The sequence below is a fragment of the Burkholderia sp. BC1 genome, assembly GCF_052683555.1.
Window position 1 is genome coordinate 26,288 of the sequence record NZ_JBQYLP010000029.1, and the last position, 21,567, is coordinate 47,854.

Annotated in this window: 26 protein-coding genes and 1 tRNA gene; 9 read left to right on the forward strand and 18 right to left on the reverse strand. The window is 65.0% G+C overall.

Annotated features, from left to right (window positions below):
- Positions 1-2: 2 nt before the first annotated feature.
- From ACSHSS_RS16175 to ACSHSS_RS16195, 5 genes are all read right to left on the reverse strand, one after another.
- Positions 3-485, reverse strand: coding sequence for a hypothetical protein (locus tag ACSHSS_RS16175; protein WP_102776403.1), 483 nt, complete (start codon positions 483-485; stop codon positions 3-5).
- Complete coding sequence (locus tag ACSHSS_RS16180; protein ID WP_011886417.1) at positions 482-694, reverse strand: helix-turn-helix domain-containing protein; 213 nt, start codon at positions 692-694, stop codon at positions 482-484. Before ACSHSS_RS16180 ends, ACSHSS_RS16175 begins: the two co-directional genes overlap by 4 nt.
- Positions 695-899: 205 nt before the next feature.
- On the reverse strand, positions 900-1,367 hold the full coding sequence (locus ACSHSS_RS16185; protein ID WP_445545231.1) for a hypothetical protein: 468 nt from the start codon (positions 1,365-1,367) through the stop codon (positions 900-902).
- Entirely contained in the window at positions 1,364-2,812 is a 1,449-nt protein-coding gene (locus ACSHSS_RS16190) for a recombinase family protein (protein WP_445545232.1), read from the reverse strand. The genes ACSHSS_RS16185 and ACSHSS_RS16190 overlap by 4 nt, the downstream gene beginning before the upstream one ends.
- A complete protein-coding gene (locus ACSHSS_RS16195; RefSeq protein WP_102776423.1) occupies positions 2,809-3,273 on the reverse strand; it encodes a DUF2924 domain-containing protein in 465 nt (154 codons plus the stop codon). Before ACSHSS_RS16195 ends, ACSHSS_RS16190 begins: the two co-directional genes overlap by 4 nt.
- Positions 3,274-3,305: 32 nt before the next feature.
- On the opposite strand from ACSHSS_RS16195, the gene ACSHSS_RS16200 reads away from it, so the two are divergent.
- A complete protein-coding gene (locus ACSHSS_RS16200; RefSeq protein WP_445545233.1) occupies positions 3,306-3,503 on the forward strand; it encodes a hypothetical protein in 198 nt (65 codons plus the stop codon).
- A gap of 164 nt (positions 3,504-3,667) precedes the next feature.
- Here ACSHSS_RS16200 and ACSHSS_RS16205 read toward each other — a convergent pair whose 3' ends face one another.
- A complete protein-coding gene (locus ACSHSS_RS16205) occupies positions 3,668-4,624 on the reverse strand; it encodes an ImmA/IrrE family metallo-endopeptidase (RefSeq protein ID WP_445545234.1) in 957 nt (318 codons plus the stop codon).
- A complete protein-coding gene (locus ACSHSS_RS16210; RefSeq protein ID WP_056929737.1) occupies positions 4,621-4,947 on the reverse strand; it encodes a helix-turn-helix domain-containing protein in 327 nt (108 codons plus the stop codon). Before ACSHSS_RS16210 ends, ACSHSS_RS16205 begins: the two co-directional genes overlap by 4 nt.
- 266 nt (positions 4,948-5,213) lie before the next feature.
- Between ACSHSS_RS16210 and ACSHSS_RS16215 the strand changes: the two genes are divergently transcribed.
- From ACSHSS_RS16215 to ACSHSS_RS16225, 3 genes are all read left to right on the forward strand, one after another.
- Positions 5,214-6,449 carry a hypothetical protein gene (locus ACSHSS_RS16215; RefSeq protein ID WP_445545235.1) on the forward strand — a complete coding sequence of 412 codons (1,236 nt, stop codon included), beginning with the start codon at positions 5,214-5,216 and terminating at the stop codon, positions 6,447-6,449.
- On the forward strand, positions 6,442-7,416 hold the full coding sequence (locus ACSHSS_RS16220; RefSeq protein WP_445545236.1) for a hypothetical protein: 975 nt from the start codon (positions 6,442-6,444) through the stop codon (positions 7,414-7,416). The genes ACSHSS_RS16215 and ACSHSS_RS16220 overlap by 8 nt, the downstream gene beginning before the upstream one ends.
- 63 nt (positions 7,417-7,479) lie before the next feature.
- Entirely contained in the window at positions 7,480-7,704 is a 225-nt protein-coding gene (locus tag ACSHSS_RS16225; protein WP_445545237.1) for a DUF2188 domain-containing protein, read from the forward strand.
- Positions 7,705-8,009: 305 nt separating this feature from the next.
- On the opposite strand, the gene ACSHSS_RS16230 is transcribed toward ACSHSS_RS16225, so the two are convergent.
- The 5 genes from ACSHSS_RS16230 to ACSHSS_RS16250 all read right to left on the reverse strand — a co-directional run bounded on the left by ACSHSS_RS16230 (position 8,010) and on the right by ACSHSS_RS16250 (position 10,506).
- Positions 8,010-8,085: transfer RNA gene (locus tag ACSHSS_RS16230), tRNA-Ala, on the reverse strand.
- A gap of 100 nt (positions 8,086-8,185) precedes the next feature.
- Positions 8,186-8,557 (reverse strand): c-type cytochrome, encoded by a 372-nt coding sequence (locus ACSHSS_RS16235; protein WP_253577637.1) that lies wholly within the window; start codon positions 8,555-8,557, stop codon positions 8,186-8,188.
- On the reverse strand, positions 8,554-9,351 hold the full coding sequence (locus ACSHSS_RS16240; protein WP_253577635.1) for a BON domain-containing protein: 798 nt from the start codon (positions 9,349-9,351) through the stop codon (positions 8,554-8,556). The genes ACSHSS_RS16235 and ACSHSS_RS16240 overlap by 4 nt, the downstream gene beginning before the upstream one ends.
- Before the next feature lie 17 nt (positions 9,352-9,368).
- Positions 9,369-9,953: an SIS domain-containing protein gene (locus ACSHSS_RS16245; protein ID WP_105809385.1), complete on the reverse strand. Its 585-nt coding sequence runs from the start codon at positions 9,951-9,953 to the stop codon at positions 9,369-9,371.
- Positions 9,954-10,089: 136 nt separating this feature from the next.
- The gene (locus ACSHSS_RS16250; protein ID WP_170935255.1) at positions 10,090-10,506 is read right to left on the reverse strand and encodes a YraN family protein; all 417 of its coding nucleotides are present in this window, start codon (positions 10,504-10,506) and stop codon (positions 10,090-10,092) included.
- A gap of 46 nt (positions 10,507-10,552) precedes the next feature.
- On the opposite strand from ACSHSS_RS16250, the gene rsmI reads away from it, so the two are divergent.
- Positions 10,553-11,431, forward strand: coding sequence for a 16S rRNA (cytidine(1402)-2'-O)-methyltransferase (gene rsmI / locus ACSHSS_RS16255; protein WP_217061429.1), 879 nt, complete (start codon positions 10,553-10,555; stop codon positions 11,429-11,431).
- Positions 11,432-11,512: 81 nt separating this feature from the next.
- Here the strand turns inward: rsmI and ACSHSS_RS16260 are convergent, their stop codons facing one another.
- Positions 11,513-12,121, reverse strand: coding sequence for a septal ring lytic transglycosylase RlpA family protein (locus tag ACSHSS_RS16260; RefSeq protein WP_006401362.1), 609 nt, complete (start codon positions 12,119-12,121; stop codon positions 11,513-11,515).
- 655 nt (positions 12,122-12,776) lie between these two features.
- Here ACSHSS_RS16260 and ACSHSS_RS16265 point away from each other — a divergent pair.
- From ACSHSS_RS16265 to ACSHSS_RS16275, 3 genes are all read left to right on the forward strand, one after another.
- Positions 12,777-13,421, forward strand: coding sequence for an MBL fold metallo-hydrolase (locus ACSHSS_RS16265; protein WP_006401365.1), 645 nt, complete (start codon positions 12,777-12,779; stop codon positions 13,419-13,421).
- The gene (locus ACSHSS_RS16270) at positions 13,418-14,077 is read left to right on the forward strand and encodes a hypothetical protein (RefSeq protein ID WP_006401366.1); all 660 of its coding nucleotides are present in this window, start codon (positions 13,418-13,420) and stop codon (positions 14,075-14,077) included. The genes ACSHSS_RS16265 and ACSHSS_RS16270 overlap by 4 nt, the downstream gene beginning before the upstream one ends.
- Positions 14,078-14,156: 79 nt before the next feature.
- Positions 14,157-14,627, forward strand: a complete 471-nt coding sequence (locus tag ACSHSS_RS16275) for an Lrp/AsnC family transcriptional regulator (protein ID WP_011882933.1) — start codon at positions 14,157-14,159, stop codon at positions 14,625-14,627.
- Positions 14,628-14,672: 45 nt separating this feature from the next.
- On the opposite strand, the gene ACSHSS_RS16280 is transcribed toward ACSHSS_RS16275, so the two are convergent.
- The 3 genes from ACSHSS_RS16280 to ACSHSS_RS16290 all read right to left on the reverse strand — a co-directional run bounded on the left by ACSHSS_RS16280 (position 14,673) and on the right by ACSHSS_RS16290 (position 17,376).
- Positions 14,673-15,827, reverse strand: coding sequence for a cation diffusion facilitator family transporter (locus ACSHSS_RS16280; RefSeq protein ID WP_217061427.1), 1,155 nt, complete (start codon positions 15,825-15,827; stop codon positions 14,673-14,675).
- Between the two features lie 251 nt (positions 15,828-16,078).
- Positions 16,079-16,372 (reverse strand): H-NS histone family protein, encoded by a 294-nt coding sequence (locus ACSHSS_RS16285; protein ID WP_006412866.1) that lies wholly within the window; start codon positions 16,370-16,372, stop codon positions 16,079-16,081.
- A 344-nt stretch (positions 16,373-16,716) separates the two neighbouring features.
- Positions 16,717-17,376, reverse strand: coding sequence for a HugZ family pyridoxamine 5'-phosphate oxidase (locus ACSHSS_RS16290; protein WP_060039093.1), 660 nt, complete (start codon positions 17,374-17,376; stop codon positions 16,717-16,719).
- A 281-nt stretch (positions 17,377-17,657) separates the two neighbouring features.
- Here ACSHSS_RS16290 and ACSHSS_RS16295 point away from each other — a divergent pair, with 281 nt between their 5' ends.
- A complete protein-coding gene (locus ACSHSS_RS16295) occupies positions 17,658-18,812 on the forward strand; it encodes an MFS transporter (protein ID WP_261513496.1) in 1,155 nt (384 codons plus the stop codon).
- 79 nt (positions 18,813-18,891) lie between these two features.
- On the opposite strand, the gene ACSHSS_RS16300 is transcribed toward ACSHSS_RS16295, so the two are convergent.
- Both ACSHSS_RS16300 and ACSHSS_RS16305 read right to left on the reverse strand, forming a co-directional pair.
- Entirely contained in the window at positions 18,892-20,034 is a 1,143-nt protein-coding gene (locus tag ACSHSS_RS16300; RefSeq protein ID WP_006401372.1) for a branched-chain amino acid ABC transporter substrate-binding protein, read from the reverse strand.
- 416 nt (positions 20,035-20,450) lie between these two features.
- A complete protein-coding gene (locus ACSHSS_RS16305; protein WP_039226281.1) occupies positions 20,451-21,527 on the reverse strand; it encodes an NAD(P)H-dependent flavin oxidoreductase in 1,077 nt (358 codons plus the stop codon).
- Between the last annotated feature and the right edge of the window lie 40 nt (positions 21,528-21,567).

The window sequence follows — 21,567 nt, forward strand, 5'->3', positions numbered from 1 at the left end:
GACTACTCCGAAAGCAGGGCGAGACGGAAGCTGGGCTTGCCCACCTTCACGGTTCGTGCGGGAATGAATTGCTCGCGCAGGGCACTGGCCCAGGCGGAGAACTTGGTCTCTGAGACGCGATAGCTGATGTCGATAAATTCGCGGGGGTTGTCGCCGTTGGCAGCAATGCGTGCCTCCAGGTTGGCCAGCAGCGCCTGATCCCATTCGACTTTCTTGGGCAGGTCGGCCGTGATGCGCACCTCGCCATCGTCGAAATGCACCACACCGCTGTCTTTGCCTGCGACCATGCGCAGATGCTTAGCGCGCTCGGCATACTTCAAGTTCAGGGCGTGTTCGATGTGATCGACTTCAGCCTTGGCAGTGGCCAGGCGGTCGGCGACCAGCGTCTTCAGCTGGAACAGGCTGCGGGCATCGAACGCGGCCAGTTCGGTCACCGGGATGGACAGCACATCTTCATGCTGAGAGGGCAGATGGCGCAGGTTCATGCCACACCTCCTGCCATCACACGCGACGACGTGCTGCTGTGCAGACTCCTCGCCTCGTACTCTTCGATGTCCTCGACGCGGTAGAGGACGCGGCCCTGCAATTTCAGGTACACAGGCCCGATACCGGCGGATCGCCAGCGCTCAAGCGTGGCCTCCGCGACATTCCAGCGCTCAGCCAGTTGGCGCTGATTCAGGTGTTTGACACTCACGTTGATCTCCTTTCAGGTGATTGCGAAAACGTGAGTGCAGTTTGGGATTCAGGGGGTGGGCAAACCGGTGGGCAAGGTGGACGCAAAAGGTGGGCAGATCAGGCAATTGCTGCCCGTGCCAGCATCCAGATGAAAAAAACGCCTGCAGTGGGCGCAGGCGGACAGATGAGGGGCCGAAGGTCAAGAGAACCTGTTTCTGCCGTGATCAGGCCATCGGCCGAAACCCCAGCAACCGTCGCTGCTCCTCCCAGTCCACTGGAACGTCCGCCTGCCGGCCCCGGATCGCGTGAAGATTGAGGTGGCGCGGCTGCCGCCCATCCAGGATGGCCTGCACGATGTCGGGTGCCAGGCGCGTTAGCCGCAATACTTCCGCGACCCAGCCGGGCTCCAGCTTCAATTGCCGCGCCAGTTCGGTGGCATTGGCGACCTCACCGCTGTCGAGCAGCTTTTGCCAGTAGAAGGCCTTGCCGATCGTGCGGATCATGGGCAGGTCAAATGACGATCGGACCTTGGCATCTTCCTGACCAGGGGGTGCAATCAGCAGTTTTCGGGTGTGACGACGCTTGATGGTCAAGGGGACGAAGGTCACCGCCGAGCCCTGGCTCTGGTATTCACGCGACGGACCCGACACGGATATCTCGATCTTGCAGCGTTGCGGGGCGGATTGGCTCATGCCATCACCTCTTCATCATGGCCGAGGCGCCCCATGGCGGGCGCATCTTTCTGCTCCACCACAAAGGGGTGCTGTGCCAGTTCACGCCGGAATCGGTGCCATCCGTCTTCACGCCAGACAATGTCGAGGCCATTCGGGTGCAGTTGCACACGCTCGATCAGCAGCCGCATGATGCGGTGCTGCTCCACCGGAAACATCTGCGCCCAGATGTCACCGATACTGCGCATGGCCACCACGATCATGGCTTCATCGAGTCCGGGTTGCTCCTGCATTGCCAGCACTTCGCGCCACACGCCGATGATCATCTCGGGCTCCTGCAACACGCGCAGGACCTGCATCAGCACAGCTGATTCGATTTCAGCGGCCGGCATGGGCCCCATGCTGCGCTGGCCAGGGATGCGTGATGCACCAGCGGTCTGGCGCTTTTCCAGGTAGGGAACGTAGTAGTGGTATCGCTTGCCGTTTTTCTTCTGCGTGTATGTAGGCAGCATGCGCTGGCCGTCGGGGGCATAGAGGAATCCCGCCAGCAGCGCCGGCGTCTCGTTGTAGCGGTCACGGGTCGTGCTGCGCTTGCGTTGCGCAATGATGGCGTCGACCGCCTCCCATTGCGCCGCCGAGATGATGGGCTGGTGTTGGCCTTTGAAAACCTCGCCCTTGTGCGTGATCTCACCCAGGTACAGGCGATTGCGCAGCAGCTTGAACAGGTACTGCTGATCAATGATCCGACCGTGGTGAAACTTTCCGGTCTGGGTCTCCCAGGATTTTGTCGTGTGCCCTTCGACCTGCAACTCGCGCACCAGACGTGCGGCCGATCCATGCTCGGCGTAACGCATGAAAATCTCGCGCACCAGCGCCGCCTCCCTTTCGTTGACGACCAGCTTGCGATCCTTGACGTCATAGCCCATGGGAGGCACGCCGCCCATCCACATCCCCTTGGCCTTGCTGGCGGCAATCTTGTCGCGGATGCGCTCGCCGGTGACCTCACGTTCAAACTGGGCAAAGGACAGCAGAATGTTGAGCGTCAGGCGTCCCATCGACGTCGTGGTGTTGAACTGCTGGGTCACAGACACGAACGAGACTCCGTGCCGATCAAAGACTTCCACCAGTCGCGCGAAGTCTGGCAGGCTGCGCGTGAGGCGGTCGATTTTGTAGACAACGACGATGTCGATCTTTCCGTCCTCGATATCGTCCATCAATCGGCGCAGCGCGGGCCGCTCCATATTGCCACCCGAGAAGCCGCCATCGTCATAACCATCGGCCACAGCGATCCAGCCTTCATGGCGCTGGCTGGCAATGTAGGCAAGCCCCGCATCACGCTGCGCCTCCAGGCTGTTGTATTCCATGTCCAAGCCTTCATCGGTGGACTTTCGGGTGTAGACCGCACAGCGCCGCTTGGGCGTGATCGCTGGCGCTTGCGTATTGGGATAAAGGGCGGGTTTTCTCATGCGGACGCCCCCCGCTTGGACGGCTGGCGCAATCCGAAGAAGGCCGGCCCGGACCAGGCTGTACCAGTAATGGCCTTGGCCACTCCAGACAAGCTTTTGTAGGCACGGGCCTGGTATTCGAAACGCCCATCGTCCAGGACTTTGACCTGATGGGCAATGCCGTTGTATTCGCGGACCAGGGTGGCACCCGGCGCCAGCTGGTTTTCTGCTCTGCGCTTCTGGTTGGGCACCTCGCCGGTTTCACCGATTTTTTCCAGTCGACGCTTGAGCGATGTGGACATGGGGCCAAATGCCTCCTCCTGAATCTTGTAGGCCAGCCGGCTTTCCAGCCAGGTGCGGTGATGGTGGCCAGGGCGACGATCAAAGTGTTGATCCCAGAGCGCCCAGAGGTTTTCCATCGGCAGGTAGGGCAGTTGCGCCAGCCGTGCAGCCACGGTTTCTTGGCTTGCGTGTGTCGTCATACGGAAACTCCTTCTTGTTGAGACGGGTTCGTATGAACGCGCTGGTGGCTAGTGAAGCCAAGCGGAATGTCGCCAGCCGTGGCTTCATGCTGACATGGGCTTGCCAGCGCTGCGCCTGTACGTGCCCGGAGAATGCCGGCGGCCAGCAGCTGCGCGATTTCCTGACAAGGGGATCGGCCAAGCTCACGGGTATCGCGGCTGGTAGATTTGGAGTGATGTTCGATATGTGACATGGCAGGCTTTCGTGATGAAAAACTGCCACCATTTCACCGGCAGGTCGCCAGAATTCCGAGCAGGAAATTACGGCCCGTTGCGGGCAGTTGCGAACAAGGGCGAATGTTTTCCGAAGGTCGCGTGCTGGTGACAAAAGTCAGTCAGCTCGGCTGGCATGTCGTCAGCGCACTGGCGGCTGACCGTTACGCACGAAACGATCGAAGGTGTTTTCAAGGCCATCGTCGTCATCGTCCATCTTGTCTCGCTCCCAGGGCTTGACCTCGGGCGGCAGGATCAGCAGCGTCATCGTTTGACGGTAGAAATCCGACGCGATGCGCATCTCCCTCGCCACCATGCCCTCGGGCTCCTGCGGAAACCAGATGCGCGCATCGATCGGCGTGCCCAGCCGATCGACGTTGGTGTCGGTGTCCAATCGGGTCGCACTCCTGGCAGGCAGTGCCCGTCGCTGACCGTTGGCCAGCCGTTTGTTCAGATGCATGGAGAGCCACTTGCCAGACTCACTGCCGCAAGCCCACTGAACGATCCCGTTCTGCGACATGACCAGCACCGCACGCTGGGGCGTGAGCTCCAGCCACTTGAGGATAGCCGACGTCATGGAAACGCCATACCGATCCGCACACGCGCCGAGCACATCCAGATCGATGGCCGTCCCCTGGATCTGCCGACGATAATCGTCGGCAGGCATCAGCAGGTACGACGCAAAGGTGTTCGCTTCGGACTCAATCTTTCGCTCGTCGCTGTCCCACTGAGTGGTGTCCACCTCGCTGCAGTTGAAAGACGTCTGCAGATGGCGATGCACCAGGTAATGCCCCAGCTCGTGTGCCAGCGTGAAGCGGATTCGCCCCGGTGAGCTGATCGCCTGGTTGTAGATGATGGCCCAGTTGCCCTTGCCCGGCGCATCGGCATTCAGGTTGAACAGCGCCCCCTCGAACTCCGGGTCCATTGCCTCGCCCTGAATGGTGATCGGCTCGCCGGTCTGGAAAGTACCCGGCACTTCCCGAATCAGCGCTTCCACATCGACCGGGAATCGGTCGCCTCCATGGACGGCGTGAAACTGATCCAAGAGCTTGTTCAGCCGGTTGGCCCAAGGCGCCGGCTTGTTGGGCGGGGCACTCATCCTTGGGTTTTCTTGAGGGTCTTCAGGATCTCAAGGAGCTGATGCTTGGTCTCGGGCTTTAGCGTCTTGTAGTTGCGGAAGAACGCCTTGTCGAAGGCGTCCTCCGGCTGGTCTGCCAGCTCGTTGTGCGCCAGGAACTCTGGCGTGACGTTCAGGACAGCGGCGATGCTGGCCAGTTTTTCCATGGTGGGGTTGGCATCGTCGTTGTTCTCCAACTCCCACAGATAGCTCTTGCTCATGCCGGCTGCGGCGGCCAGTGCGTCGAGACTCAACTTCTGCTCACGGCGCAGTCTGCGAATTTTGTCACCCAGTGGGGTTGCCACGGTTTCTCCTGTGTTCTCTCAGCCCCACGCGAACAGGGGACGGGTAGCGTTTTGCACAGACCGAGATATTACGTTATTTCGAACGAATCCGCACCGGCTTGACAACACAATCATCCACCGTTAAATTCCATCAAACACCCGATATAGCGAACAAATACATTTTGCTTTGTTGTGCAATACGGTGTTGAGAACAGTGTAACCAACCCAGGCCTCTCGCGCACACAAGAAGTCATCGGCACGGCGGCCCAGCAAAAAGGAAAAATAAGATGGCCGCCTTCAACTACCGTCAACTGATCCGCCAAGTGCCAGCGCACGCCTGGAAGTTCTACCTGCAGTCTCGCAAGTTGGAACTACCCGCCGATCTTGTCGACGACAAGCTGGTCAATGCCGTTGCTGAGATCATCGATGCCCTGCCTACCATCCAACGAGAGGTGTTGTACGCCGAGATGCGGCGCGTGCACGACTTGGCCAACGGGCGTGGTGTCGATGCCCTGCGCAACACCGCCCCACCGGACTCCGCGATCCATGAGGATTTCACGAAGTTCTCCAGTGATGCCGAGCGGGCCTTGTGGGTCATGGCCAACTGGCCTGACCTGTTCGCCACGGCCGAGGCCATCTACGCGGTGAGCCTGCGCATTGGCAAGCGTGGGTGGAAACGCTTGCAGGTGCCGCCCGTCGATGCGCTGTTCCGTGGCCAGGAAGACATTCGCTCCCTCGAGGTGGCACTGGCCACCGCATTCACGCCGCGCAAGGGGACGCCGCGCGCCTGTCAGATCGACACCCTGGACCGGCATCTGGATGGTGGCGTGCAACTGGGCATCCTCATTGAGGACAACGCCCAGCGTCAGCTGGAATTTGGCGACGACAACCGGGCACACTGGCGTGACGTCCGACCACCCATGGCCATGGATGTCGTCATCTACCCGGCCAGCGGGGTGATTGATGTGCTGGCGCCCGGTGGTGCAAAGACACAGCAGACCTTGCTGGAGCACCTCGGCAAGCATGTATTCAAGCAGGTGCTGCAGCCCCAGGACATCGAGAAGCCGATGTTTTTACTGAACCGTCTGCGGGATGGCTTCGAGCTTTTCGATGACAGCGAATGTGACCTGGCGGCACACCGGGTTGAGCGCATCCGTTTGTCACAGGCGAAAGTGCGGGCCATCCATCCCCCGATCTGCGACTACCAGATCAAGCCGCCGGGGGAGAAAGACGCGCCCGATGTGCTGGCCTGTCTCGCTGCTCAGCAAATCAGTCCCATCCTGATGGGACAAGGCTTCAACATCATCGACGCCGTTGTCTCGCTGTACTTCGAGCCGCTGCAGCCGGGAAAAGCCAGCCGGGTGCTGCACATCGATCTCAAGCAAAGCGGGATTAGCAATCTGCGGGACATGGAAGAGGCTGACGCCCGGCTGGTGGAATCGCTGCTGCGCGCACTGGGTGTCATGCAGTCACCCGCGACGGCCAAGCTGGCGGAGGAAGCCGAAGGAGTCATGCATGAATGAGGCGGTCGCGGTCATGAACGACCAGGGGCTGGCCGAGATCTGCCGCCTGCTCGAGCGTGAAGACATGCTGATCTCCCCCGACGCGGTCTGGCTTTCGAGCCGGCCCAGGTTCTATGGCCATCTGCTGGCCCTGGACGCCATCGCCGTCAGCCGCGAGCGGGCACTGGACATCCTCTGCCCGGAGTGCGGCACCGAGGCCATGCGGCCGCAGCCACACACCGCGCCAGATTCGCAACCCTATCGCGGCTACTGCCCGGAATGCGGTTGGGTCGGACTGGCGAATCAACAGGCGCACTTTTGGCACGTGCAACCGCAGAAGCTGGCCAAGTGGTTGTCAGCAGGATTGGGGTTGGCACCGCGTTATACCGTCGAACCGATCGTCGACAACGTCTTGTGGCGGCTGGGTGAGTTCGAACATCGGCGCCGGCGGCATACGGTTTTCTTTGGACGTCGCCTGAGCGCGATGTCCGATCCAGTGGCCGCCAAGCTGGCGCAATTGGTGGCGCCCGGCGCTGAGGTGATCATCACGGCGGGAGAGCCTGCGTCCTTGCTCGGTACCGCCTTGGGCGATCGCCTGTTGGTGCCGCTGCGGGCCATTGCCCACATCCGCAAATCCGGCCTGGTGATCGAGAACCTTGAAGCATATCTGACCCGCCCAGCACCGGTGCAGGAATCGACGGAGACGTCCCTGCGACTGATGCACACCCAGCGCGTGGCGCTGATCGATGGTAAGCCGATCAATCTCTCACCGCAGGTGTATCTCTTCCTGAAGATACTGGAGGACGCGGATGGCGACGAAGTGCACAAACGGCACATTGCCGTGGGGCTGGGCCTTGAACCTGGTGCCAGCTTCCGGACGGCAGACATTTTCAAACGCCACAAGCAGGTCTACGCCACATTCGTCGACAAGGACGACAAAGGGCACTACTGGCTCAAGCCTGACTTCGTGATTTTGGAAAGGGGGTGACTGAACAGATTTCTCCTCCCACTCGATTTACACCTTCCACCCAACCTTGAAAGGATTTTGAATATGGCCGGCAAAAACCAACATGTAGTGAAACGCGACGACGGCTGGGCTGTGCGCGGCGCAGGCAACCAGCGAGACACCTCGCATCACCGCACCCAGTCCGAGGCCGAACGTGCCGCCCGCGACATCGCCATCAACCAGCGCAGCGAAGTGCTGATTCATGGCGAGAACGGTCGCATCCGGGAGCGCAACAGCTACGGCAATGATCCGTACCCGCCCAAGGGCTGATGATCTCCGCCGTGAGGTAATCGGGTTTGACTATTGGCGGTAGGTGGTCCATGCGTCAAACCCGGTGCAGCACATCAATGGCAAGCGCCTGTCACGAAAGGGTTTCTGCGTGTGCTCGGCTGGCGAAGTTCTCGGATATTTTTTGAGAACCGAGAGCGGAAAAGGGTCAAACTGGGCGGGACAGTAGGCGCCTTGTGGCTGGCCTGCCGGGACCTGTGGCACACGCAGAATCGACGGAAACCGCGCACAGCCTGGGGAAGCCCAGATGTGAAAAAGCCCAACCGAGAAGGGTTGGGCTTTGAATATGGTGGAGCGGAGGAGGATCGAACTCCCGACCTTCGCATTGCGAACGCGACGCTCTCCCAGCTGAGCTACCGCCCCAACAAACCGTCATCATACACACGCATTTCCGCGCTTGGCAATAGGGTTGCCCCCAAGCGCTTGCGCCCGCGCAAAGTCGCGCGCGGCGGCCCGCCGCACCTCACTTTTGCGGCGCGCCGGCCAGCACCCATTCGACGACCGAGCGCAGATCGGCATCGCTCATCCGCGGGTGCGCGGGCATCGGAATCGCGCCCCAGACGCCCGAGCCGCCGTCCTTCACCTTCTTCGACAGCTTCGCGACGGCCTGCGGATCGCCCTTGTAGCGCGCGGCGATGTCCTTGAACGACGGGCCGACGAGCTTGCGGTCGACCGCGTGACAGCCGAGGCACGCGTTGCTGCGCGCGACCCTGAGCCCGTCGCCGACCTGCGCGTACGCGCTTGCGCCCCACGCACCGACGAGCGACGCCGCCACGGCGCCCTGCACGATGCGGCGCGCCACCTGCCTGAACGACTTCTTCGGCGCAGCGCTCATTGCGGCGTCGCCTTCGGGTTGCCGGGATGCACGCCCGACGAATTCGAGATCGGCGCGGGCGGCTGCAGCGGCGTGGACTGCACCGACGCATCGGGCACCGCGCCGACGGTCGCCGCGTCGGCCGGCGCGGCCGCCGCCTGCGCGCCCGACGCGTCGCTCGGCGCCGCGGCCTGCAGCGCCTGCGCATCCTGCAGCTTGATGTACTGGAATACCTTCACGACCTTCTCGACGCCGGGCACCTGGCTCGCCGCCTCGGCGCCGCGATTGCCTTCGTCGACCGTCACGAGGCCCATCAGATAGATGTTGCCGCGCTCGCTGACGACCTTGTAGTTGTTCGCCGAGATGCCCTTCGTCGCGATCAGCTCGGACTTCACGCGCCCTTCGAGATACGAGTCGTTCGCGCGCGACGACAGCGACGCAGCCGGCTCGACCGACAGCTCGTTGACGATCCCGTTCACGTTGTTGATGCCGCGCACGATCTCCTCGGCGCGCTGCTTCGATGCATCGTTCGGCACTTCGCCGGTCAGCAGCACGCGGCGGTTGAACACCGTCACGTTCACGTGCGACTGATCGGGCAGCCCGTTGTTGATCTGCGTGAGCGCCTTGACCTGGATCTCGCGATCCTCGGTCTGCGCGCCGAGCGTGCGGCGGTCGGTCGCGATCAGCGCGCCGCCGCCGGCTGCCGCACCGACCACCCCGAGCACGCAGCCCTGCAGCGACACGGCGAGCCCCGCCGTCAGCGCGGCGAGCAGCGTGGTTCTGACGAGCGTCTGTTTGACGCGGCTTTGATTCATCGACGGCTCTCCTTCGTTCAATCCTCACCCAGCAGCATCGCGTCGATGCCGTCGCACAGGCAGTGGATGGTCAGCAGATGGACTTCGTGAATGCGCGCCGCCCGGACGGCGGGCACGCTGATCGCAATATCGGTGTCGGACAGCGCGGCCGCGACTGCATGGCCGCTGCCGCCCGTCAGCGCGACGACGGTCATCTCGCGCTCGTGCGCTTCGTCGATCGCGGCGAGCACGCGCGGCGACGCGCCGCCCGCATCGAGCACCAGCAGGATGTCGCCGGTCTGCCCGAGCACGCGCACCTGTTGCGCGAACAGTTGATCGGCGGCCGCCGCGCCGGCGAGGCCGGCCTGCGACGCATCGGTGCCGAGCGCGATCGCGGGCAGGCCCGGGCGCTCGCGCTCGAACCCGCCGACCAGCGACACGGCGAGGTAGTGCGCTGCGGCGGCCGACGGGCCGTCGCCGCACGCGACGATCTTGTTGCCGTTCGCCAGCGCGGCGAACATCGCGTCGACCGCGGCTGCGATCGGCAGCGACAGCGCGTCGGCGGCTTCCGCATGAAGCGCGGCGCTGTCGCGGAAATGTTGCTGAATACGTTCGACTGACATCGATTCCTGGTGAACTGGGCGCGCAGCACGCTTCGGCACGTCGCGCGACACATCGTGAGTGCGGCGAGTTTACCGTACTCCGGCACCGTGTCCCGCGGTCCGGCAAGAACTCTTTACATCTCGTCACAGCTCGCGGCTACGCATCGTCGGCACGAAATGCATCGCGCAGCCAGACGAGCCGCCCGGCCTCGAACGCGATCACGTCGAAGCGGCACGCGGCAGCCGGATCGTGATGCGCCCAGAAGCGCAGCGCGGCCGCGACGAGCCGCTGCCGCTTGCGCGCACCGACGCTCGCGGCCGCGCCGCCGTGCCGCGTGCTGCGTCGCGCGCGCACTTCGACGAACACGAGCGTGCGGTCGGCGTCGCGCATCACGAGATCGAGTTCGCCGCCGCGCATCGTCACGTTCGCCGCGACGAACGCGAGCCCGCGGCGCGCGAGGAACTGCCGCGCGCGCAACTCGAACGCGGCGCCGATCGGCTTGGATCGCGCCGCGCCGGAAAAGTTGTCGGCCGCGCACGCGTCGTCCGGCCGCGCGGCGCGCGCGTGGCACAATGCCGTCCTTGTTCCGCTTGCGCGGCGATCGCGCGCATTGCCTGCCATGACTGCCCTCCTCGAACTCGCGCACACGCAGCACTACCCGGAAGCCGCCCTCTACGTCGTCGCGACGCCGATCGGCAACGTCGCCGACATCACGCTGCGCGCGCTGCACGTGCTCGGCCTCGTCGACCGCATCGCCGCCGAAGACACGCGCAACACAGGCCAGCTGCTCGCGCGCTACGGCATCTCGAAGCCGCTCGTCGCCGTGCACGAACACAACGAGCGCGAAGCCGCGCTGCGCGTGATCGAGCTGCTGCGCGCCGGCGAGCGCATCGCGTACGTATCGGACGCCGGCACGCCCGGCATCTCGGACCCCGGCGCGCGGCTCGTCGACGCCGTGCGCGCCGCCGGCTTCGCGGTGATTCCGCTGCCCGGCGCGAGCGCGGCCGTGACGGCGCTCAGCGTGGCGGGCGACTGGGCCGGCGCGTTCACGTTCGCGGGCTTCCTGCCGCCGAAGGCGAAGCAGCGCGCGGCCGCGCTGCAGGCGCTCGCGTCGCATCCGTACGCGCTGGTGTTTTACGAAGCGCCGCACCGGATCGCGGAAACGGTCGACGCGCTCGCCGACGCGTTCGGCCCCGCGCGCCGGCTGCTGATCGCGCGCGAACTGACGAAGCTACACGAGCAGCTGTTCGCCGGCACGCTGGCCGAAGGACAGAGCTGGCTCGCTGGCGATGCGAACCGGCAGCGCGGCGAATTCGTGCTGGTCGTCGAAGGCGCGCCGGCCGCACGCGACGACGCGGACGACACCGCGCACGACGCGCTGCTCAGGCTGCTGCTGGAAGAAGTGCCGGTGAAGAGCGCGGCGAAGCTCGCGGCCGCGCTGACGGGCGCGTCGCGCAACGCGCTGTATGCGCGCGCACTGGCGCTGAAGGAAGGTTGACGGCGGGCGCACACGCACCGCGCATCAATGACGAAGGGCTGCCGGCGGCAGCCCTTCTGCATGCGGAAACGCTCCGCGACGTTACTTCGACGAGATCGACGCGAGCATCTCGTCGCGCGCCTCGCGCGCTTCCTGCGGCGAGAGCCCTTCGATCTTCACGCGGCCGGTGCCGGCATGCACGAGGCCGATCACCTTCGCGGCCGCATACGAGAGGTCGAGCACGCGGCCGCGCTTGAACGGCCCGCGATCGTTGACCTTCACGACGACCCACTTGCCGTTCGACGCGTTCGTCACCTTGATGTACGACGACAGCGGCAGCGTACGGTGTGCGGCCGTGAACGCGTTCATGTTGAAGCGCTCGCCGTTCGCCGTGCGGCGGCCGTGGAAGCCCTTCCCGTACCACGATGCGCGCCCGGTCTGGCGGAAATCGGAGACGTCCTTGCCGTCGATCGGCTCGGCGTCGGCCAGCGACGATTTCTTCGCGTCGTCGCTGCCGGTGGCCGGCATCGATGCCAGCGCGGAATCGAAATTGAGCGGTTGCTGATCGTCCGCTTTTGCGGCCGCGGCCGTCTTGTCGACCGCGTTCTTCTGCGACGCGCTCCCGGTGGTCTGGCTGGGTGGCACCGCACAGCCCGCGAGCGCAAAAAATAAAGCAATGGTCCCGAATCGATTCGGAAGTCGTAAATTCATCGACGTGTCGCCTTCTGGTTCGGGCCGCCTGTTCCTGACGCTGTTTCGCGACGCGGATACGCGGCCCGGACGGCAAATGCGTGCACGTCCCGCTCGAGCGCGAGCGGGCGGCTTGCATGGGCGCGGCTTTCGTCTGTGCCGCAACCGTCCTGATTAGCTTTCACGTCTGGCGCAACCTGTCCCCGGCAGCCTGACCAGACCCCACATGCCGCCATCGAACATGGCTTTCACGTTCGCGCGCGTCGATACGATGACGCACAGGAACGGCGGCACAGGCCCCGTCCGGCGGCGCGGCAGCAAGGCCGCAGGCGGGCGCGCAGCGCCCGGCCGGACAAGACGTGAGCACCGAATGCACGGTGCTGGATACACCGCCGGAAACCCCCGGCGGCTGATGCTTGACGGTGAACCCGACGCCCCTCTCTGACGGGGCCGGAACACCAGCGAATTGCGTGAAATTCACGCGCAATGGGCCGCATTATACATAAATCAAAAACGCATCTCGAAAAGCGCCCCGGGCGGACCATTGATTCTCGCTATGGCGGTAACAATCGGGATGCTGCGGGATTGCCCGAACAACGGTCGTGCACGGCGCCGCGCGGCCGGCAGCACACGCGCCCGACCGGTAGAATCGATCCTTTTAGCCGCCGGTGCTTCCATGAAAGTCACGCTCATTCCGGTCACGCCGTTCCAGCAGAACTGCTCGCTGCTCGTCTGCGAGAAGACGGGCCGCGCCGCCGTCGTCGATCCGGGCGGCGACCTCGAACGGATCGAACAGGAGATCGCGCGGCAGAACGTGCAGGTCGACAAGGTGCTACTCACGCACGGGCACATCGATCACTGCGCGGGCGCAAAGACGCTCGCGACGCACTACGGCGTGCCGATCGAAGGGCCGCAGGAAGACGAGCGCTTCTGGATCGAGAAGCTGCCGACGCAGAGCGAGCGCTTCGGCTTCCCGGCCGCGGAAGCGTTCGAGCCCGATCGCTGGCTGAACGACGGCGACACCGTGCAGTTCGGCGACGAGACGCTCGAGGTCTACCACTGCCCGGGCCATACGCCGGGCCACGTCGTGTTCTTCAGTCGCGCGCATCGCGTCGCGATCGTCGGCGACGTGCTGTTCGCGGGCTCGATCGGCCGCACCGATTTCCCGCGCGGCAATCATGCGGACCTCGTCCGCTCGATCAAGGAGAAGCTGTGGCCGCTCGGCGACGACGTGACGTTCGTGCCGGGCCACGGCCCCGTGTCGACGTTCGGCGACGAGCGCCGCACGAATCCGTTCGTGTCGGACAAGGTGTTCGGATGAACCAGACCGCGATTCCCGAAATCTACGTCAGCACCGACGTCGAAGCGGACGGCCCGATCCCCGGCCCGCACTCGATGCTGAGCTTCGCGTCGGCCGCCTATACGGAAGACAAACAGCTGATCGCCACCTTCTCGGCGAACCTCGAGACGCTGCCCGGCGCGCACGCGCATCCCGTGCAGGAAGCGTGGTGGAAGACCGAGCCCGACGCCTGGGCCGCGTGCCGGCAGAACCTGCAGGCGCCGGAGACGGCGCTGGTCGCGTATGTCGAATGGGTCGAGGCGCTGCCCGGCAAACCTGTGTTCGTCGCGATGCCGGCCGGCTTCGACTTCACGTTCATGTTCTGGTACATGATGCGCTTCGCGGGACGCTGCCCGTTCTCGTGGTCGGCCCTCGACATCAAGACGCTCGCGTTCGCGATGACGGGGCTGCCGTACCGCAAGGCGATCAAGCCGCGCTTTCCGAAGCACTGGTTCGACGATCATCCGCACACGCACGTCGCGCTCGACGACGCGATCGAGCAAGGCGCGCTGTTCTGCAACATGCTGGCCGACCTGCGCCGGCAGCAGGCCGCGCTCGCAGGCCTCGCCGTATCGGACACCGATCGGTCCGACGACGCGGGCGCGGGACGATCTCCCACGGATCCGCGGACAAATTAGGGAATCTCGCTCACCGACGGCACATCAGATTGCCTTTCCTTTCGCGGCCCTCTAACATTCAGCGTGTTGTAGCTGCCGCATGGAGGCGCAGGTGACGCTCGATTCCTTTTCGCAAAAAATCCTTCGCCTGTTGCAGCTCGACGCGCGCCGCTCCGTGCAGGAAATCTCCGACCAGGTCGGCCTGTCGAGCACACCGTGCTGGCGCCGCATCAAGGACATGGAACAGTCGGGCGTGATCCAGCGCTACACCGCGCTCCTCGATCGCGAGAAGCTCGGGCTGCACGTCTGCGCGCTCGCGCACGTGCATCTGACGCGCCACAACGAGGGCGGCGTCGAGCAGTTCGAGCGCGAGATCTCGACCTGCCCGGAAGTCACCGAGTGCTACAGCACGACCGGCGAAGCCGACTACATCCTCAAGATCGTCGCGCCCGACATCAAGGCCTACGACGTGTTCCTGCACGAACGCATCTTCAAGATTCCCGCCGTCTCGCAGGTCCGCACGAGCGTCGTGCTGCGCGAAATCAAGTTCGATACGCAGCTGCCGCTTTGACCGGCGAGCGGGCCGCGCGCAGCGCCGCGCCGCGCGGCCCGTCGTTCATGCGTGCGCCGGCAGCGCGCGCGTGAAGCCGATGCGGCGCGCGCCGAACTGGCGCTTCAGCGCGTCGATGTCGAGCTTGTCGGCGAGCGCCGCGTCGGAGCCTGTCTCCGCAGGCAGCGTCACGTCGATTTCGAGGCCCGTACTCAGGTAATGCAGATTGATCGCGGTGGCGCGCAGCCCGCGCTGCGCGAGCGCCGCGTCGAGCCGCGTCGCGATTTCGTCGCGCGGCGGCAGCGCGAGCGCGGGGCGGCGTGCCGCGTCGTTCTCCGGATCGACGTGAATCAGCGCGTCGAGCACGCGCGGATCGGCGAGCACGCGCGCGCGCGCCGTTTCGGCGATGTAGTGGCCTTCCGACACGGAGATCATCGGATCGACGAGGATATGCGCGTCGACGAGCGCCGCGTCGCCCATCTTGCGCGTGCGCAGGTCGTGCACGTCGCGCACGCCGGGCGTCGCCGCGAGCAGCGCGCGGATCTCGGCGGTCTCCGCCAGGCTCAGCGCGCGATCGGACAGGTCCTGCAGCGCGTCATAGCCGAACGTCCAGCCCATGCGCGCGACCATGAAGCCGACGATCGCGGCCGCGATCGGGTCGAGCAGCCGGAAGCCGAACAGGCTGCCGACGATGCCGACCGCGACGACGAGCGACGACGCGGCATCCGAACGCGCATGCCACGCATTCGCGACGAGCATCGCGGAGCGCACGCGCCGCGCTTCGCGCAGCATGTAGCGGAATAGCGCTTCCTTCGACACGAGCACCGTCAGCGCGACGAGCAGCGCGGAAAAATGCACGGGCGGAATCGTCTCGAGATGCACGAGGCGCTCGCCGCCGCGCCATAACATGCCGATTCCGACCGCGATCAGGATCGCGCCGAGAAACAGCGACGCGACGGTCTCGTAGCGACTGTGTCCGTAATTGTGGTCGGCATCGGGCACGGCCCCGCTGTGCCGATTCGCAACCAGCACGACAAAATCGGAGATCAAATCGGAAATCGAGTGCACGCCGTCGGCAATCAATGCCTGCGAATGTGCAATCACGCCGACCGCGATCTGAAATGTCGCCAGTACGACATTCAGCACGATACTGACGAAGGTGCTCTTGCGCGCGACCGCGTGCTTATCCGCACTTTGCGCGTCGCCGGTAAAGGTAGACATGGAATACGAGATATCGGTGTGGATACGTGATTCTATCAAACGCGACCCGCCCCATATCTCGATAACACGAAATTTCTCATTTAAATCAATTGCTTATGCGAACGCATCGCATTTTCATTCACGCCGCTTTGTGACACTTTTGTTACAAATCGCGACAGCCGCTGCCGCCGCGGGGCGCCTTGAAAACAAAAGAGCCGCGCGCCTCAACGGCACGCGGCTCTTCTGCTTGAATGAGCGATGTAAGCGCGTGTTTAAATCGCAAACTGTTCGCGATTCTTGCCGGCGATCCAGCGCGGCGGCTTGCCGCGGCCCGACCACGTCGCGCCCGATTCCGGATCGCGATATTTTGCCGCCACACCGGCGCGCGGGCGGCCGACCTTGCCGGCCTTCGCGCGGCTCAGGCCGAGTTCCGCGAGCGAAAAGCCGTAGTCGGCGATTTTCTGCTTCACGTCATTGAGTACTTCGGCGTATTCACGCGCCTTCGCTTCTTCGATTTGCTTCTCCAGCTTCTCCCGCTGGGCCAGCAGGTCCTTGTAAGAAGACATAGTTTTCCTTTCGATCTGACCAATGGCGCCGGTCTGCAGCCGGCTCACCACTCATGAAATATATGTGCCTCGGATTTTGAAGGCAGAGATTAGCACAAAAAAGAATTGAGAGAAGAGGGATTCATGAAAATCCCGATGTCGATTGTAATTCAGGCCCGTCATTTTGACCGGCTACGAACTTTCTCAAAATGTTACGAACTGGTGTCGAGATTAGGACATTACCGGTTGTCCATTCGGTCTATCAACATACGCAATTACCCGACATGCGTAAAAATCAAAACTTTCATCCGGCGACAATTTCGGAAAATCGTCGCACCGCGTCGCCGGCCGGCGACGCCGCGACATCACGCCGCATTTCGTGCGCAGTCGAGCAGCCGTTCGCGCAGGGCGCGCACGTCGGTCTGCGGCATGTCGAACGGCGTCCGGATCCGGCGTCCTTCGTATCGCCAGTCGGCGCCGTAACGGTCCACACCGAGCAGGTCCAGCCCGTCGCGACGCTCGGAGCCGGCTTCGTATGCGGCCCACAGTTCCTGCTCGTCGTCGAACGACAGCGGCGGCAGCGTGTCGAGGTCCGTGCCCTCGACCCAGCCCATGCGGCCGAAGCCGCCGATATAGCGCAGCCGCTCGACCTCCAGCGCCCGGAACGTGAAGTCGCCGAGCGCGAGATAGCGCGCGGCGTCGGGCTCGTAGCGGCAGTAGCGCGCGGCGAGGTGCGGATCGTCGTCGAGCGGGACGAAGCGGCCGAGCAGCGTCGCGCGCTCGGCGTTCAGCACGTCGCCGTCGCGCGCATCGACGACCAGGAATCCCGCACGCGGATCGGCGACGAGGTTGCGCGTGTGCTCGGCAAGCGCGCTGACGAGAATCACGGGCCGGTGGCCGGCGTCGGGCGCGAACGGCACGACGGTCGGATACGGAAATCCTTGCGGCTCGCGCGCATGGGTCGCGAGCGTACCGAGCGCGCAGCGGTGCAGCAGATGCAGGGCGAGGGCGGGATCGATGTTCAAGATGGCTCCACGATGAACGCGCGGCGCGTCGGCGCGCCGCCTGCGCTCCGATGTTACTCGCGGCCGCGCGTGCCGCACATCGGCCGTCGGTCCATGCGGCCGTCATGCGCCAAACCGGTGCAGCGTCGTTGCGGGATGGCACCGGCCGGCAAGCGCGCAAGCGGTTCGATAGAATCGGACAAATCAGACGAGCGCCCGTCATCCGGCGCATTCAGATTTCCAACGAGCGTTCCGTGTCCCAATCTTCCTCCGATCTCGCCGCCGCGCCCGACGCGCACCGCATGCTGTCGCTTCCCGTTCGCCAGCGTGCGCGCACCGCGACGATGGCGCTGTTCTTCGTTGCCGGCATGATGTACGCGTCGTGGGGCGTGCACGTGCCGACCGTGCGCGACAAATTCGCGCTGAGCCCCGCGCTGCTGTCGATCGCGCTGTTCGCGGTCGCCGGCGGATCGATCGCCGCGATGCTGACGATCGCGCGCTGGATCGCGCGCGTCGGTTCGCGCGTCGCCTGTCTCGCGGGCGGGCTCGTGATGTCCGCGTGCGCGGCGCTGATCCTCGTCGTGCCCGATTATCCGATGCTGCTCGTCGTGCTCGCGCTGTTCGGCTTCTCGATGGCGACGCTCGACGTCGCGATGAACGCGGAAGCGAGCGCGGTCGAGCTCGCGCTCGGCAAGCCGATCATGTCGTCGCTGCACGGGATGTTCAGCATCGGCGGGATGGCGGGCGCGGCGGCCGGCGGCGCACTGCTGTCGGCCGGGATGTCGCCGGCCGTGCATCTCGCGCTCGCGGCCGCGACCTGCGCGGCCGTCCTCGTCGCGGCGAGCCCGGCCGTGCTGCCGCACGTTCCGCATCACGACGAAGCGCACGGCAGCGGCAACCGCTGGCGCTCGCCCGCGCTCTGGATGCTCGGTGGAATCGCACTCGTCGCGCTCATCGCCGAAGGCGCGATGTACGACTGGGCGACCGTCTACATGCGCGACGTCGTCGCCGCGAGTCCCGCTGCGGCAAGCGCCGCGTACGCGGCGTTCTCCGGCGGGATGGCCGCCGCGCGCTTCGCCGGCGACGCGGTGCGCGCGCGGTTCGGCGCGCCGCAACTCGTGTTCGCGAGTGCGTCGCTCGCCTGCGCGGGGATGATCGGCGCGCTGCTGGTGCCGCACCCGGCGGCCGTGCTGCTCGGCTTCACGCTGATGGGGCTCGGCCTTGCGAACATGATGCCCGTGCTGTTCGCCGCCGCCGCGCGCGTGAAAGGCATCCACGCGGCGGAAGGCCTCGCGCACGTCGCCGGCCTCGCGTATTTCGGACTGCTGTTCGGGCCGGTCGTGATCGGCGCGGTCGCGCAGGCCGCGAACCTGTCCATCGGCCTGTCGGTCGTCGCGCTTTGCGCGGCGCTCGTCGCGATCGTCGCGCCGAAGGTGCTCGCGCACCTGAAGATCTGAGCGGCACGCGCGCACAAAAGAAAACGCGCATGCGTCGCCGCATGCGCGTTTTCACCCCTGCTGTTGACCGCTTGTCGCGTTACATCTTCACTTCGTCGAGCAGCGTCTTCTTGCCGCTCTTGTAGTTGTACAGCGAGATCACGCCGTGCCGCAGGTCGCCCTTCGAATCGAAGGTCGTCGTGCCGATCACGCCCGTGTAGTTCGTCGCCGGCATCGCCGCCACGATCTTCGCCGGATCGGTCGAGTTCGCGCGCTTCATCGCGTCGACGATGATGTACACGGCGTCATACGTGAACGGCGCATAGATCTGGATCGGCTGGCCGAAGCGCTTCTCGTACTTCGCCTTGAACGCGGCGCCGCCCGGCATCTTCTCGAGCGAGGCGCCGGCTTCCGAGCACACGACGTTGTCGGTCGCGTCGCCGGCCAGGTCGGCCAGCTTTTCCGTGCACACGCCGTCGCCCGCGAAGATCTTCGCGCGCAGGCCGAGCTGCTTCGCCTGCTTCGCGAACGGGCCGCCGGTGGCGTCCATGCCGCCGTACATGATCGCGTCGGGGTTTTCACCCTTGATCTTCGTCAGGATCGCGCGGAAGTCGACCGCCTTGTCGTTGGTCGCGTCGTGCGACACCACCTTCAGACCGAGCGCCTTCGCCTTCTTCTCGAACTCGTTCGCGAGGCCCTGACCGTAGGCGGTCGAATCGTCGACCACGGCGACGCTCTTGATGCCCTTCGAATGCGCGTAGTTCGCGAGTGCCGGGCCCTGCTGCGCGTCGGTCGCGACGACGCGATACGTCGTCTTGAAGCCTTGCTGCGTGTAGGCCGGGTTCGTCGCCGACGGCGAGATCTGCACGATGCCCGCATCGCTGTAGATCTTCGAGGCCGGGATCGACGTGCCCGAGTTCAGGTGGCCGACCACCGCGACGACCTTGTCGTCGACGAGCTTCTGCGCAACCTGCGTCGCCTGACGCGGGTCGGCCGCATCATCCTGCGGGTCGAGCTGCAGCGTGATTTTCTGGCCGCCGATCGTCAGTCCCTTCGCGTTGATCTCCTCGACTGCGAGACGTGCACCGTTTTCGTTGTCCTTGCCCAGGTGTGCAATGCCGCCCGTCAACGGCGCGACGTGGCCGATCTTGACGACTTGATCGGCGGACGCGTTGCTTGCGGCTGCAGCGCACAGCATCGCCGCCGCGGTGATCGGCAACAGCTTTTGCATCTTGATATTCATGTAAGTCTCCAGTTTCGGTCCCAATAAACGCCATCGCCCGGTGCCCCGCTGCCATCCCTGTGTTTGCATCACTGGACGATTCGCCGGTTGCATCGTTCATGCACTTGGCCTCAAGCACGTGAAACAGCCGCTTTTAGCAGCTGCCCGCCCGTGCTTGCGCGCAGTGTAGGTGATCAAATTAATTTGTGGGACTTTTTTGAGTTAGTGGTAACACTACCGCCGCGAGCGCACTGGAGGGCTTGCTCGAAAACGGCTGGAAGCCCCGCCGGATAAGGGTTTCCGCTAATTACTCGAGGGCTTTTGAAAGGGACTTTTAAAGCGTTTCCGCGCCTTTTCGAATCGGTATTTTGTGCGCGCGATCATTGAATGAAACGCGCGTGACGGCACGCGCGTTTCGGCGTCCGATACGAACGCATTCAGGCCGCCGCGCGCCACTCGGCCGCGAGTGCGTCGACCAGTTGCGCGGTCGTCAGCGCATCGCCGCGCCGCCGTGCGAGCGCCGCGCCCTGCCCGGCCCAGAGCGACAGGTAGTCGCCGTCGTTCGCGCGCGCGGCCGCCTGGCGCAGCGGCTGCGTGAGCGCGTTCTGCACGGGATACGGCGCGACGTCGTCGAGCCGTTCGCCGAGGCGCGTCATCAGCGCGTTGCGCAGCCCGCGTGCGTGGCGCCCCGTGATCGCGCGCGTGACCTGCGTCGACGTGTCGTCGCACGCGAGCAGCCGCGCCTTCCAGTCCGCCGCGATCGCGCTTTCCGCGCACGGCAGAAACGCGGTGCCGAGCTGCGCGGCCTGCGCGCCGAGCGCGAGCGCCGCAGCAATCCCGCGGCCGTCCATGATGCCGCCTGCCGCGAGCACCGGCAGCCCGGTCGCATCGACGAGTTGCGGCACGAGCGCGAGCGTGCCGATCAGCGCGTGTTCGGCCGGGCCGATGAACGTGCCGCGATGGCCGCCCGCTTCGGCGCCCTGCGCGGACAGCGCGTCGGCGCCGGCCGCCTGCCACGCGAGCCCTTCGGCGACGTGCGTCGCGGTGCCGATCACGTACGTGCCCGCGGCCTTCAGGCGCGCGACGTCGGCCGCGTCGAGCACGCCGAACGTGAAGCTCGCGACCGGCACGCGCAGTGCGACGAGTGCGTCGAGCTGCGCGCGGAAGTCGGGCGCGTACCGTGCGGGCGCCGAGCCCGGCGGCAGGCCGAGCGCCGCGTTCAGCGGATCGATCGCGGCGAGCGCACGCGCGACGGTCGCCGCATCGGCTGCGGTGTCGGGCAGCACGAACAGGTTGATGGCGAACGGACGATCGGTCGCCGCGCGGATCGCGTCGACTTCGGCGGCGATGCGATCCGGGTCGAACGCGCCGGCGCCGAGGCTGCCGAGCGCGCCGGCGTTCGACGCGGCGGCGACCATCGCGGCCGTGGTCGCGCCGACCATCGGCGCCTGCACGAGCGGCAGGCGCAAGCCGAAGCGTTCGGCGAACGGAGTGGAAAACGGACGAGCGGACATGGCGGATCCTTCGAAAACGATGCACGAAAGCGCTTTGTAA